Genomic DNA, 14,283 nt, shown 5'->3' on the forward strand with positions numbered 1-14,283 from the left:
ACTTTCTAATTAATCAATATATAACATAGCTGTGCGATTTTCCGATCGATAATAAAGCTTGCCAGAGAAAACAACAGCTTCTTGTAGTAAATCCTCTTGGCTATAGCCTTTGAGACGTTTGCGACCATCAGCCAAGCTTTCCAAATCAGTCAAAGCTGTGAGACTTTTCACGCTAACAACTTCCTCATCTCCGACAGGCTTCATGTAAATCTTTCCAGACTCTTCAAAGACGAGTTGATGGGGGAAAATTTGCGCAATTTCAAAAAGCAAGTCATCCGAAATAACCTCTGCATTTTCAGAGAAAATCCGTCCAAGACCATCTTCCTCGTAGCAAAAGCCAAAGGATTTGCCTGATAAATTAAGCCGAATAAAGGGCTTATTTTCAAAGGTGAAACTTGGCTCAGCATTGTAGAGGTTCAGTTCCTGACTGAGTTCTGCAAAATAAGTCGTCGCAGCTTCAGGACTCTTTTTCTGGTAGAGTTCAGCAAAATAAGCATTGACTACACTCGGCGGAGGCGTGATGAGAGCTAGCTGCTCCTGCTCTGTCTTCCCAGCTAGAAGCTGATCCAGATAGACCTTATCCAGACTTGTATAACCTCCATACTTGAGTGCCAAAGTTTTGATATCAGTCATAAAATTCTTCTAACCTCCATTTATTTCTCTCAGAAATGTAGCCTCTGATGACTTCTCCGTCATCCTGATAATCGCGATTTTCAAGAATCGCTACACTTTCCAAATCATGAATCTTATAGGACTTAGAAAAAGGGACGCGCAGAGTAAAGACTTCAAAAATTTCCTTAATCTTTTCTAGTAATAAAGCTTGCAACTGCTCACGACTATCCTCAGACTTGGCAGAAATGAGGGCATAAGGCGTTTGGGTAGGCGTGAAATCCTCCACCAAATCCGCTTTATTATAAAGGGTCAGGCGAGGAATATCCTCCATATCCAAGTCTTTCATGATAGACAGAACCGTTTTTTCATGCTCCTCGTGATAAGGATTGCTGGCATCGATGACATGAACTAGTAGATCCACATGCTTGCTTTCTTCCAAGGTGGACTTGAAACTGGACACCAATTCAGTCGGCAAGTCTTGAATAAATCCAACAGTGTCCGTTAAAGTCACTTGAAGATTGCCCCCCAGATGGATACTCTTTGTCGTCGCGTCCAGAGTCGCAAACAACTCATCTGCCTCATACTGGGTCTTACTTGTCAAGGTGTTCATGATAGTCGATTTCCCAGCATTGGTGTAGCCAATCAAACCAATCTTAAAGGTGCTTGACTCCAGACGTTTTTCTCTGACTGTCGCCCGATTTTTCTCAACCACCTTGAGCCGACGCTCGATATCTGTAATTTGATTACGAACACTACGACGGTTCAGTTCCAGCTGGCTTTCACCAGGCCCACGGGAACCAATTCCCCCTGCCTGGCGGCTGAGCATAATCCCCTGACCAACCAAGCGAGGCAAGAGATATTTGAGCTGAGCTAGGTGGACTTGGAGTTTTCCTTCATGGCTTCGAGCCCGCATAGCAAAAATATCCAGAATCAACTGCATACGGTCAATAACCTTAACTCCCAGAACTTCCTCTAGATTGACATTTTGCCGTGGTGTCAGACGGTTGTTGACAATGACAGTGGTAATTTCTTCTGCATCCACCATGAGCGCAATTTCTTCCAACTTACCAGAACCGACGAAGGTCTTGGAATCATACTTTTCCCGTTTTTGTCTGTAGCTATCGACTACGACTGCCCCAGCTGTCTTAGCCAGATTGGCCAACTCTTCCATAGAGAGGTCAAAATTGTCCATGCCCTGCAATTCCACACCGATAAGCAGGACTCGTTCCTCTTTTTTCTCCGTTTCAATCATCTAAAAACTCCTCTATCTGGCTTAAAATGCAGTCCTGCACGTCAGGCTCTCCTATCTGATAAAAGGTGACTTGCATGCGATTACGGAACCAGGTCAACTGACGCTTGGCAAAACGACGAGTCGCCTGCTTGAGACTCTCGCTCGCTTCCTTAAGAGTTTGCTCCCCACGGAAATAAGGAAAGAGTTCCTTATAGCCAATGCCTTTAGCAGCCTGCACATCCGGGTAATGATCAAAGAGCCACTTGGCCTCATCCAATAATCCAGCCTCAAACATCAAATCCACACGATGGTTAATCCGTTCATAAAGTCGGCTGCGTTCATCATCCAAGCAGATAATCAGTGGTTCATAAGGACTTTCCTGATTTTCCAAATCCTGACCAAAATGGGCAATTTCCAAGGCACGCATGGCACGACGACGATTAAACTGGGGTATTTCAAGGCCTGCTTGCTTCACGAGATGGGCTAACTCCTCATCCGAATAAGGCTCCAAACTAGCCCGATAGGCTACAATCTCCTCATGAGGTGTTTCCCCACCTAGATGATAGCCTTCCAGCAAGCTCTGGATATAAAGCCCAGTCCCACCAGCGATAATGGCTAGCTTGCCACGACTTTGAATGTCTTCTATAGCCTTTTTAGCTTCTGAAACAAAATCAAAAGCCGAGTAAGACTCGGTCACCTCTCTGACATCAATCAAATGATGAGGAACAACAGCTTGCTCCTCTGGGCTAGCCTTGGCTGTCCCAATATTCAACCCTCTGTATACTTGCTGACTGTCACCACTGACCACCTCTCCACCAAAGCGCTTGGCTACTTCAATAGCAAGGGCTGTCTTCCCAACAGCAGTCGGCCCAACAATCACAATTATTTTTGTTTTCATCTTTTTTCCTTGAAAAATTCCCATTTTTTCGTTACTATTATTATATCACAAAAAGGTCAGTCAGAAAAATGCTACCCCTTGAGGAGCCTGGCTGATCGGGAAGATAAAGGAGGAAGACTCATGGCTAAAGGATTCGCTAAAGGTCTTGTAACAGGTGTTGCAGGAACTGTCGCTGCCGTTGCAGGTGCAGTATACGCAATTAAAAAGAAAGTGATTGAGCCAGAAGAGCAAAAAGCAGCTTTCATCGAAGAAAATCGCAAAAAAGCAGCTCGCCGTCGCGTATCACATTAAGCAACAAAAGAAGTTGAGAAATCTCAACTTCTTTTTATGTTATTAAATAGCCAAATCAAACTTCAGTTGTGGCTTGACTGGATCATAGTCAACCAACTCAAAATCCTCCGCTTTGATATCAAAGAAATTGGTCCCATCTGGTACATTCAAGACCAAACGTGGTTGGCAGTTTGACGGCTCACGACGGAGCAATTCCTCTGCTTGTTCAAACTGATTATCATAGATATGGAGATTATTAATAAAGTAGAAGAACTTCCCTACTTTCCAGCCAAAGTGTTTAGCAATCATCATTTGAAGAGCCACATACTGCATAGCATTGATGTGATGGGCCACCAGCATATCGTTAGAACGCTGGGTCAAGGTCGCATCCAGATAGATTTCCCCATCAACACGACGGACATCAAACATGGTCTGAAAGGCGCATGGAAGGAGGCCGTCCGTCTCCTCAAAAGCTTGATAATCCCATAGAGAGATGATATTGCGACGATTCCAAGGGTTAGCTTCCAACTGCTTGAGAATCTTATTAATGATGTCGTGCTTCTTAACGACCGCCCCATAGCGCTCACCAATGGTTCCCGTATCTTCCACTTCCCAGTCATTCCAGTAGTGAACATTGTACTTGCTATTCAATACTTCTAGGCTATTAGACTGATCCTGATAGATCCAAAGCACTTCCTTAATAGCGGATTTGATAGCAATGGGACGCAAGGTTGTGATGGGAAATTCCCCCTTAGACAAATCATACTCCGCAAAGGCACCCGTTATGTACTTGGAGTTGGCAACAGTCCCATCCTTGTACTTAGGACGAGCCTGCTCAGAAAAGACACCGTCTTTGAGGATTCGTTCAATATTCTCTTTAAAAATCGTATCTGCTTTTGTCATTTACGTTTACCTCTTTTGTAGTCTTAACTAGTATAGCATAAAAAATCTTTTCTACATACTCAGATAATCGATGGCCTTTTTATATTTTTCTAATCGTTCCAAATCCTTGTCAGTAACAGAACTCAGTCTCGATAAATCCGAATTATGCTTCAAATCTGCTAATTTGACAACGCGTGCTAGGGGATTAGATTTCACATTTTCTAGATATGTTTGATAGTCTTGCCCCTTTTTCTTTGACAAAACCTGAACGGCAGTAACTACTGTTTCTGATAAACCAGCTAGTAATAGTTCTTCAGCTGTAAAAGGACTGTCCTCAATGACATCATGTAGTAAAGCAACTGCTTTTTCTTCTTCAGTATCAACTTGGCTTGCTACATAAATTGGATGTTCTACATAATCTACTCCTGCCTTATCAAATTGCCCTTTATGAGCTTCCGTAGCAATAGACAATGCTAGTTCAAGCATGGGTTGTTTTGATGTATCCATCTAGCGGCTCCTTCCCAAAATTTAAACCTATTTCGTTTTATTCGATTTTTAAAAAAGAGCTTGATAAACACCAAGCTCTATTATCAATCTATCTTATTGCAATACAAGCGATGCTGCTCCGATTACTCCAGCGTCATTTCCTAGAGTTGCAAGAGCCAATTTAGTGGATGTGCGTACTTGAGGGAAGGTATTTTCATCATAAACTTTTTGCACGCCTTGGAGAAGGAATTCTCCAGCTGCTGACACCCCACCACCGATAACGATAGTTGATGGGTTGAGGATTGATCCGATGTTAGCACATGCAATACCCAAGTAACGTGAAAAGTTACGGTAAACGATCAAGGCAAGGTCGTCTCCTTCTTTTGCAAGGTCAAAGACAGTTTTGGCTGTTACTTCTTCACCATCGTCAATCAAGCGTTTCAAGGCTGCATCGCCTTCATATTCATCAGCGTAACGACGAGTCAAGTTGACAATCCCTGTTGCAGAAGCAACTGTCTCAAGACAGCCTTTTTTACCACAGGTACATGCGATTGGTTGGTCAAAGTCAACAGTGATGTGGCCAAGCTCACCTGCTGCACCAGCAACACCGTGAAGCAATTTGCCTTCTGCCACGATACCGCCACCAACACCTGTACCAAGTGTCATAAAGACAACGTCTGGTTGGTTATCACCAGCACCCATCCAACGTTCACCAAGAGCTGCCACGTTGGCATCATTATCGATGAAGAATGGAATCCCCAAGGCTTTTTCAATTTTCTCTTTAATTGGTTGAAGGGTTTTCCAGTTTAGGTTGTAGGCACCGATAACAGTTCCTTTTTCACGGTCAACCACACCAGGTGATCCCATCCCAATCCCTAGGAAATCCGTAGCTGACAATCCAAGCAAGTCCAAACGATGTTGAATAGACTCAATCATATCATCTACAATATGGCTTCCTTCATCCAAAATGTTGGTCTTAATAGACCATTTTTCTTGGATTTCTCCCTCTTGAGTTAAAATTGCAAACTTGATAGATGTTCCACCAAGGTCAATCCCAATAATCTTTTGACTCATCGTCTTCTCCTTTTTAATTGAAAATGCTTACAGATATAGTATAACAAAATCGTCTCTTTTGTGCAAAGGTTTGCGTGAATTTATTTTAATTCTGTCATCTTATTTATTTCAAAGTTTGCCAACTTAAGATTCAAGCGTCAACTCATACAAGCCTCTGACTGCATTACAGCCATAGATAGTTTCCGCTTGGTTCAAGTCTGCCAAAGTCAAGACTTTTTCCTCTACCTGTCCTGTTTCTAGCAAATGCTGACGATAGATTCCTGACAAGATGCCAAGATTGATAGGCGGTGTGTAGAATTTTCCGGCAATTTTCAGAACCAGATTTCCAATGGAGGTCTCAAGCAGTTCTCCTGACTTATTGTGGTAAATCTTCTCTTGCTCCCCTATACTCAAATGCGGTCTGTGAGTGGTTTTGAAGTAGGTAAATGCTTGCTGTAAATCCGCTTCCTGTAAACAGAGTTTAGCCTGACAGAAACTTTGACTGAGGGGTGTTAATACTTGGCGACTGAGTTCCAGCTCTCCAGATTTGCTGAGACTAATTCGCAAACGGTAGTCTTGATTAATATCACAAACTTTGCACTCTTCCTCTATCTTTTGTCTCAGGTTTTCTGGATCAAAAGGATAGGCAAAATATCGACTCGCCTTTGTCAGTCTTTCCAAATGTTGCTCTTCAAACAGCAAGCTCTTCTGGCTGATTTTCCCAGTTGTAATCAGTTGGAAACGAGCTTGTTTACGATAAAGAACTGCCGCCTTTTGATGAACCTCACGGTATTCAGATTGCCAAGTGCTATCCCATGTAATGCCACCACCCACTCCATAGATGGCTTTTTCTTGATGCAGTTGAATGGTTCGAATGGCGACATTAAAAATTCGTCGCCCATTTGGAAGCAAGAGACCAATCGTTCCGCAGTAGACTCCACGCGGGTGGGGCTCCAAGTTCTTGATAATTTCCATGGTCGCAATTTTGGGTGCACCCGTTATGGAACCACAAGGAAAGAGAGAGCGAAAAATGGCAATCAAGTCCACATCTGCTCGTAACTGACTCTTGATGGTCGAAGTCATCTGCCAAACGGTTGAATACTGCTCCACTTGACAAAGACGTTCCACATGTTCACTTCCAACTTCAGAAATACGGTTCATATCATTGCGCAAGAGGTCCACAATCATCATATTTTCAGACCGATTTTTAGGATCCTGTTCTAGCCAGCTAGCTTGGGCAAGGTCTTCTTGGTCAGTCACTCCCCGCTGGGTTGTCCCCTTCATTGGACGAGTCGTTAATTCCCGGTCATTTTGCTCAAAAAAGAGCTCTGGACTCATGGAAATCACTGCCATCTCATCGTGTTCAATATAGGCATTGTAGCCCGCCTCCTGTTCTACCACCATGCGATTGTAAATGTCAAAAGGATTGGCACTTAAGTCTTGCTTGAGTTGGACGGTGTAGTTAACCTGATAGGTGTCCCCCTGACGCAAATGATGGTGAATCTGGGCAATCGCCTTTTCATAGTCCTCTGCTGACGTTACTTCCTGCCACTTTGAAGGCAGGTCTACTTCCTCATAAGTCAGAGGAATAGGGAATGTTTCAACCCTTTCGTGAACCGTAAAGTAAAGCAAATACTCTCCCAGTAGAGGAGCCTTGTGAACTGCTAGTTTTTCCTCAAAAGCAGGTGCAGCCTCATAGCTGACATAGCCCACGACATAATAGCCTTGCTCTTGGTAGCTTTCCACTTGTGCCAGCAAGTCTGACACTTCTGCTAAATCTCTCGTTTTTAACTCTTTGATCGGCTGGGTAAAGATGTATCTCTCACCCAAAGCCCTAAAATCAATCACTGTTTTTCTATGCATACCTTTAGTATAGCACAAAAAGGCAGATGCAGCTTAAGCTGATCCACCTTTTTAGTCATTTCGACTTTATAACGATGCTTTGGCAAATAAATTTCCAGAGAATCCATCTGATTTTTGAAGGAGCTGTTTGTAAACCTTCCATTTAAGATCTTCAGTATTTTTATAATGATTCTTTATATTTGGATTTTCCATGCTATCTAGGTCTTTTTGAACAGCTTCATCAAATAAGGACTTCAACTCAGCATAAGTAGAGATAGATCTGCCATTGATTTCGATTGTAGTGAAGCCGTTTTGAGCTTTGTCATAGACTTCTTTATACCAATGTTTCTTCCATGATTCAAGAGTATCAAATTGGCCATTAGAAACTTTCTTGATAATGAAGTCATCACCCAACAACCCTTTGTTTTCCTTGTTGGCTTCCGCCTTATATTTGTTTGAAGCGTAACCAATAAATCCGTTAAGATAACCATAGTATCCCCACATACGGAAAGCATTATGTTTGAATGAAATCGAACCAACTGTACTCTTGCTAGTATTACCACCAAAGATACCCGACATCATATTTACGGTTTGGTAAGCACTGTCAAAACCTTCCGAACGATAACGTCCATTCCCTGGCATACCATGTTTTGTAACGAAGTTATGATCAACCAATTGATCAATGCTCGTAATCGTCAATTTCTTCTCATTATCCGTTAAATCACGTAATTTATCCCATTGATGTGGCTCGCCTTTCAGATTGTTTCGCTCAGCGTTCGTACGCCATTCTCGGTCCATCTTCTTGAACCACTTACTGTTGTCGTCCAAGTGTTTTCCAATAACTGCATCTGCTTCTAGATGGTCCAGCATCATCAGAGCCTCGTTATAGTTCTTCATATAGTGATCAATTTCTTCACGGTTCTTTAACTTATTTGGATCATAATTGTAGATTTGATTGCCATCATTCTGACGTTCATAAGCCATGTTCAAACCTAAGGCGCCGTATTCACCATTTGGATTTGTCAACGATGGTGACTGGAGCATACCTTGCGCAAAGGACTCTAAGTCCGTCCCTTCACGATGATACCAACCACCATAGTAAGCCATACGATCATTCACGTGAGTCGTTTCATGCGTAAAGGCCGATGTACCAAAATCACTTATCAACTCTGTCATAACAAAGTAGACAGCATCTTGCTGATTTGGAGCGGCAAAGATATATGCGTAAGCACCATATCCATACTGATAGCCATGATATTTATTGATCCGTCCAAAGAACTCTCGAATCGGAGCATAATCTGGTTTCCCATCCTTGTGACCATATCGGTTTGCCCAACCGATACCCGGCGCATCATGATTGTCCCAAACAGGTGTAGGAACACTATTTTCACTCTTGAGGAGCTTATTACGTACATTATCGGCAGCTAATTTTGACCAAAAGTCTAAGTAGTTCACCTGCTCTTTTGCTCTCTTATTGATTTCACTCTTGAAGGCTTCACGAGCTTCCTCAGTATTTTTACCATATTTTTCAAAAGCACTAAAAGAAATGGTATTATAGGTCGAAATCATGAAAAGATGCGAGTTCTTCAAGTTTAATAGAGGCAAAATCATCCGACCATGCACGCCATTATTAATCCCTTCATACAGACGATACTTCTTATGAGCAAAATCGGGGTTCAATGATGGCTGTTCTACCACATAAGCATTCTTTTCAATTGCCTTTTTAAACCAAACATTCATATCGGTTTCATTTGTAAACAATTTCATGTTATATGTTAGAAACTCATGAAGGCTTCCTTTACCTGTAGCACCTGCAATCACTCGACTATACGCATCTTGGGATTGGTCTCCCTTAAGATTGTTCTCTTTTGAGCCGATAGTGATCAAGCGATCTAAGACATTCACGTTCTTACCATAAAAATCTGGTTTAAACATCATAATATCTTTGATCGACAATCCATCATATTTAATGCCATAGTATTGGTTCAAATAAGCAAGCCCCATCATAATGTTGGCCTTATTGTCTTCAACTTTCTTAATGAAAGCACGTTGAGCAGCTTCATCATCATTTAGTTGATGATCTTCATTTTCAACAATTTGTTTCACCAAGTTTCCAAGATTTTGTTTTACTTCATCAAAACTTTCTTCTAAGAATAAATCGCGAATGTAACCATTTTTTCGTTCATCCGTGTTTTCTTGCGGTTTGTTCCGCTTGTCCATAAGAGCGCGCACTTCAGGAGAAATCAATTCTACACTGGATAATGTTTCTTTTGTCTTTGCAATCAAACCAGCACGATCTTTCACTAGCATATTTGGCGTATAAACGATATTCTGGTTGGTCACTTCGTACTCTTTGACTTGTTTTACATTAGAGTCAGCTTTGACAGTGATGGCCAATTCTTCTTTGGTACCATCAGCATAGTGAATCATGATCTGATCAATAGCTGACAAGTCTGTTACAAACTGTCCATTCTTCAAACCAGTAACAGAAAGGACTTCTTTGGTCACCAAGTTTGAGCTAGCATCTAGTTTATTAGCCTGATTGACAATCCACTCTTTATTATAGAATGGTTGTAATTTTTCAATATTGCGATAGGCAAGTTCGCGGTCAGCTCTGTAGTCTTGAATGGCCTTGTACTCGTCTTCACGCTGTGTCAAACGGTTTAATTTATCTACAACAGGCTCTTTAATTTCATACTCATGCGCTGTGATTCCCAGAGCAGCAATTTTCTTGTCTGCTTCTTCTTGCGAAATAGGCTTAATACGATGCTGTTGTTTAGAATATCTATATGAAGATTTTCCTTCACTCACGCCAGTAACAACAAAGTTTCGATTTAAGCGGTCACCTGTCCAATAAGGATCATCATCAATATCAGATGAGCCATAGAAAATCTCACCGTTCTTAACTTTCATCATTGAAACAGTGTCTTCAACGGAACCCAAGGCATTTGTACTGCCTACAACACCACCCGCGCTAATCGGTTCTCTCACATCGATAGTGCCTTTAGCTACAGATTTTTTAATGGCTCCGTCCCGATAAACTGCATGGTTGTCCCCACCATTTTGTGACCAATAGGCGATGCCTGCAACTTTCGCTTTATTACCTGTTATCTGTGCATCAACATAGGCCTTCTCAACGGAACCTTTCCAGTTTTCTCCAACAATTCCAGCAAGAAAGGCGCCTTGATTCCCACCAGCATGAAGCTTACCAATGAATGCCACATTTGTTAATCTGCCGTTATTATCAATTTTATTGATCAAACCTGATACGTCATTATTTCCAACAACTGTACCCGTTACTTTCACATTATTGATCGTTGTGTTTTTTATAACAGCAGCCAAGGGAGCAACTCTATTGGCCCATGGCATATGAATGTTTACCTTACCAAGGTTAAGGTCATGGATGTGGGCGCCTTCGGTATCACCTAATAGTGGACGTTCCATGTTATGAATCGTGTATCGTTGACCGTCTACACTTGATAGCTTGCCTCGGAACTTCGTCGTTACATATGATTTACCAGCTGCAGGAACATTGACCGCATTCAAGTCCGCACCAATTTTAAATTCACCAGATGGATTGGCCTGCATTGCTTTTACAAGTTCATTGAAATCGTAGTAGACATTCCCCTCATGAGTTTTTGGTTTGGCGAAATAATGGACATATTCTTCACTGAGCTGGTTGCCATCTGTATGCTGAACGAGGTCAGGCGCTTTGGCAGTGACCTTATAAAGCGTTTTTCCATCGACTATCACTTCTTCAATTTTGTCAATCGCAAGACGCGCCATCTTATTATCACGTGTAGCAATTTTTAGATAGTAAGGTCTTACATCACTTGGAACAGAGGTTAAGAAACTACTATCCGTTTCCACGCCATTGTCGTCGACACTTATGAGGCTTGTTTCTTTTATATTTTTAACTTCGACCTTTTTTAAATCAATTCTCAGTGGTTCTTCTTTGAGAATTTCTTCCTCATTTCCTTCACCACGATCATAAACCATTTTTGTTTCGAGTTTATAATCCTTGTAATACTGCAAATCTGTTAGAGTTGCAGTCAAGTTATTCGGTGAAACCGTCATGGTTTTGACAACTTCGTTGCCTTTTTTCAGGGTTAAAGTGATCGATTTAATCGCTGCCTTACTTGGATTTTCCAGATTATAGTAAATCTGAGATGAGCGTTTCAAATCCTGAATATCAACCCTTGAAAAAGTCAACACTGGCTTTTCGAAGTTTTTGGTACCTAGTTTAACAATACGGTTTTGGGCTAACTCGATGACCTGTTCAAGAATTTCAGGCCCTTCCTGCGTCTTGATTCCTTTGATGGTCTTGTAGGTTTTGATAACCTTTTTCTGACCGTCTTTTCCTTCTTGGACCGTAACTTTATCGCCCTTTTTCAGTTGCGCGTCTTCTTCGACTATCTCCTTAAACGGAATTTTTTCAAGACTTTCTTCTACAAGAGTTCCTTCTATTGGTTTCGTACCATGACTTATTTTTTTAGTGACTGGTTCTTTGATGACAGTGGTTGTTGTATTTAAAACTTGGTCAGTCTCAACACCTTCGACAGTTTTATAAGTCGTTTTGGTAACTTGGATTCCTTTTTCACCGTTTTGAACCACTGTTTCTTCGTCAGTGTACTTTGTAGGATCATCAATGATTTCCGTCTGGTAATCAATCTCTGCGATTGTGTCTTTAGTAATTGTTCCTTCAGTTACTGTATATTCTGAAAGGTCCTCTTGAACAAGGGAGTCACCTTCCTTGCCGGGTTCTTGTGTACCTTTGCTCTCAAGTTTCCCAGTATACGTTGGCAAACTATCTTGAATTAGTGATTGACCTTCCTTACCAGTTTCCTGAGTACCTTTGCCTTCAAGTTTTTCAGTATAGGCTAGCAAACTATCTTGAACAAGGGAGTCACCTTCCTTACCAGTTTCCTGGGTACCCTTACTTTCAAGCTTTTCAGTGTAGGCTGGCAAACTATCTTGAATTAGAGATTCGCCTTCTTTTCCAGATTCCTGAGTGCCTTTACTTTCAAGCTTTTCAGTGTAGGCTGGCAAACTATCTTGGACAAGGGATTGACCTTCCTTACCAGTTTCCTGAGTCCCTTTGCTTTCAAGCTTTCCAGTATAGGCTGGTAAACTATCTTGGACAAGGGAATCGCCTTCTTTACCGGATTCCTGAGTACCCTTGCTCTCAAGTTTTTCAGTATAGGCTGGTAAACTATCTTGGACAAGGGAATCACCTTCTTGACCAGACTCTTGTGTACCTTTGCTCTCAAGTTTTCCAGTATATTCTGCCCGAGGCTCTTGAACTAAGGATTCACCCTCTTTTCCAGCTTCCTGAGTACCCTTACTCTCAAGCTTTTCAGTATAGGCTGGCAAACTATCTTGGACAAGGGAATCGCCTTCTTTACCTACTTCTTGAGTGCCCTTGCTTTCAAGTTTTCCAGTATACGCTGGCAAACTATCTTGAATTAGAGATTGACCCTCTTTGTCTTCTTCTTGAGTGCCTTTGCTTTCAAGTTTTTCAGTATAGGCTGGCAAACTATCTTGAACAAGGGATTCACCTTCTTTACCAGACTCCTGAGTACCCTTGCTTTCAAGTTTTCCAGTATACGCTGGCAAACTATCTTGATCGAGGAGCTTCCCTTTTTTAGAAAAACTAGCTACTTTTATGTCAGTTCCTTTAAAATAACCAATATACTCATATCCTCCAATATCGATCACACCTTTCGCTAGTTCTTCATTTGAGGAGGCCGAGATCGTTTGATTGTAAGAAAGCAACTCTTTATTCTCAAAGGCAAAAGTAGCAAAAGGAATGAAGTTGCTGACACCAAGAGAACCAATCAAAAGCACTCCAAGAACTTTCCGACGCTGTTTTTTAGACACCAAAAAAACAGCTAAAGATGCTGTTGCAAGACCAAGACCTGCTAAAGCAAATTCTTTACTTCCTGTATAGGGAAGTTGTTGACTGTTAGTTGCCTTCTTGCGATAAACGACATAAATAATATCTTCATCATGAAATTCTGCAGGAACTTCATGATGAATCAAGGCTTTTTCAGATTCGGTTAATTCTTGCTCTGCCAAATATCGATAATGGACTGAATTCACTTCAGCTAATTCATCTGCTTGGACTTTACCAGCTGATAACAAGCTGGCACCAACAAGAAAGGCCCCGATTGCTACAGGACCAACTCCAACAGTCAATTTACGAATAGAATACTTTAGGTTTTTTTGAAACTGTTCTTTTCTTTTTTTCATTCTCATATCTTTCTAATAGAATCTTCTGGATACTGTGCACGCGCACCACCGATGAGTTTTGGACGACTAGCTAGAGCCGTTACATGGGCATGACCAATCTCACGCAAAACTGGTCGAATCGGAACCTGCACATGCTTGACATGCATACCAATTGCGGTATCTCCAATATCCAATCCCGCATGAGCCTTGATAAATTCAACCTCCACTGGATCCTGCATAAACTTGAAGGCCGCCAACTGACCTGAACCGCCTGCATGAAGAGTTGGAAGGACACTGACGATTTCCAGACCAAACTGCTCCGCCACCTGACGTTCAACGACCAGGGCACGATTGACATGCTCACAACCTTGAACAGCTAGATGAATTCCTCTTTCCTCTAGAATATCTAGGATGGTTTTCACAATGATTTCGCCAATTTCTTGGCTGGATTCCTTGCCAATATGGCCACCTAAAACTTCGCTAGAGGATAAACCTAGGACAAAGAGGCTTCCTTCAGGCAATCCAGCCTTTTCCAAAACATCTTCAATTACCTGCTGTGTTTCTGTTTTAATTCTACTTTTGTCCATCACTCTTAACCTCATTTTTCTCCTACTATCATATCTTTTTTTACTGATTTTATCAAGGCGAACTAATCACTCAGAGTTGTCACTACAAAAACTTTAAAAAAGAATTTTTTTAGTAACAAAGTAAAGAGTCTGGGACAAGAATGCTTTTCAAAAAAGTAACAACTAAAATGACCTGTCCCCTAAAAAAGTTA

At 41.6% G+C, this 14,283-nt stretch carries 10 protein-coding genes; 1 reads left to right on the top strand and 9 read right to left on the bottom strand.

Features of this window, described 5'->3' with window-relative positions; translation table 11 throughout:
• Positions 1–9: 9 nt before the first annotated feature.
• From MK403_RS04745 to miaA, 3 genes are read right to left on the bottom strand one after another with little or no spacing between them, the layout of a single operon-like run.
• Entirely contained in the window at positions 10–633 is a 624-nt protein-coding gene (locus tag MK403_RS04745) for a cystathionine beta-lyase (RefSeq protein WP_268709111.1), read from the bottom strand.
• Entirely contained in the window at positions 626–1,864 is a 1,239-nt protein-coding gene (gene hflX / locus MK403_RS04750) for a GTPase HflX (protein WP_268709112.1), read from the bottom strand. The genes MK403_RS04745 and hflX overlap by 8 nt, the downstream gene beginning before the upstream one ends.
• Entirely contained in the window at positions 1,857–2,741 is an 885-nt protein-coding gene (gene miaA, locus MK403_RS04755) for a tRNA (adenosine(37)-N6)-dimethylallyltransferase MiaA (RefSeq protein ID WP_268709113.1), read from the bottom strand. Before miaA ends, hflX begins: the two co-directional genes overlap by 8 nt.
• Before the next feature lie 120 nt (positions 2,742–2,861).
• Here miaA and MK403_RS04760 point away from each other — a divergent pair, with 120 nt between their 5' ends.
• Positions 2,862–3,032 carry a DUF3042 family protein gene (locus MK403_RS04760; RefSeq protein WP_001051782.1) on the top strand — a complete coding sequence of 57 codons (171 nt, stop codon included), beginning with the start codon at positions 2,862–2,864 and terminating at the stop codon, positions 3,030–3,032.
• Positions 3,033–3,074: 42 nt separating this feature from the next.
• Here the strand turns inward: MK403_RS04760 and MK403_RS04765 are convergent, their stop codons facing one another.
• The 6 genes from MK403_RS04765 to MK403_RS04790 form a co-directional block, all read right to left on the bottom strand.
• The gene (locus MK403_RS04765; protein WP_223329006.1) at positions 3,075–3,914 is read right to left on the bottom strand and encodes a thymidylate synthase; all 840 of its coding nucleotides are present in this window, start codon (positions 3,912–3,914) and stop codon (positions 3,075–3,077) included.
• Between the two features lie 51 nt (positions 3,915–3,965).
• On the bottom strand, positions 3,966–4,400 hold the full coding sequence (locus MK403_RS04770; protein WP_268709114.1) for a GTP pyrophosphokinase: 435 nt from the start codon (positions 4,398–4,400) through the stop codon (positions 3,966–3,968).
• A gap of 93 nt (positions 4,401–4,493) precedes the next feature.
• Positions 4,494–5,453 (bottom strand): ROK family glucokinase, encoded by a 960-nt coding sequence (locus tag MK403_RS04775; protein WP_268709115.1) that lies wholly within the window; start codon positions 5,451–5,453, stop codon positions 4,494–4,496.
• A 123-nt stretch (positions 5,454–5,576) separates the two neighbouring features.
• Positions 5,577–7,295 carry an aminodeoxychorismate synthase component I gene (gene pabB, locus MK403_RS04780; RefSeq protein ID WP_268709116.1) on the bottom strand — a complete coding sequence of 573 codons (1,719 nt, stop codon included), beginning with the start codon at positions 7,293–7,295 and terminating at the stop codon, positions 5,577–5,579.
• A 66-nt stretch (positions 7,296–7,361) separates the two neighbouring features.
• Complete coding sequence (locus MK403_RS04785) at positions 7,362–13,526, bottom strand: ZmpA/ZmpB/ZmpC family metallo-endopeptidase (protein ID WP_268709117.1); 6,165 nt, start codon at positions 13,524–13,526, stop codon at positions 7,362–7,364.
• Positions 13,527–13,528: 2 nt separating this feature from the next.
• Positions 13,529–14,092: a TIGR01440 family protein gene (locus MK403_RS04790; protein WP_268709118.1), complete on the bottom strand. Its 564-nt coding sequence runs from the start codon at positions 14,090–14,092 to the stop codon at positions 13,529–13,531.
• Between the last annotated feature and the right edge of the window lie 191 nt (positions 14,093–14,283).

The sequence above is a fragment of the Streptococcus oralis genome, from assembly GCF_026782285.1.
GTDB classification, from domain to species: domain Bacteria; phylum Bacillota; class Bacilli; order Lactobacillales; family Streptococcaceae; genus Streptococcus; species Streptococcus oralis_CG.

Excerpts from the sequence above, each read along its gene's own strand:
- pabB (WP_268709116.1), bottom strand. The coding sequence starts at position 7,295 with ATGCATAGAAAAACAGTGATTGATTTTAGGGCTTTGGGTGAGAGATAC.
- hflX (WP_268709112.1), bottom strand. The coding sequence starts at position 1,864 with ATGATTGAAACGGAGAAAAAAGAGGAACGAGTCCTGCTTATCGGTGTG.
- MK403_RS04765 (WP_223329006.1), bottom strand. The coding sequence starts at position 3,914 with ATGACAAAAGCAGATACGATTTTTAAAGAGAATATTGAACGAATCCTC.
- MK403_RS04760 (WP_001051782.1), top strand. The coding sequence starts at position 2,862 with ATGGCTAAAGGATTCGCTAAAGGTCTTGTAACAGGTGTTGCAGGAACT.
- miaA (WP_268709113.1), bottom strand. The coding sequence starts at position 2,741 with ATGAAAACAAAAATAATTGTGATTGTTGGGCCGACTGCTGTTGGGAAG.
- MK403_RS04770 (WP_268709114.1), bottom strand. The coding sequence starts at position 4,400 with ATGGATACATCAAAACAACCCATGCTTGAACTAGCATTGTCTATTGCT.
- MK403_RS04775 (WP_268709115.1), bottom strand. The coding sequence starts at position 5,453 with ATGAGTCAAAAGATTATTGGGATTGACCTTGGTGGAACATCTATCAAG.
- MK403_RS04790 (WP_268709118.1), bottom strand. The coding sequence starts at position 14,092 with ATGGACAAAAGTAGAATTAAAACAGAAACACAGCAGGTAATTGAAGAT.
- MK403_RS04785 (WP_268709117.1), bottom strand. The coding sequence starts at position 13,526 with ATGAAAAAAAGAAAAGAACAGTTTCAAAAAAACCTAAAGTATTCTATT.
- MK403_RS04745 (WP_268709111.1), bottom strand. The coding sequence starts at position 633 with ATGACTGATATCAAAACTTTGGCACTCAAGTATGGAGGTTATACAAGT.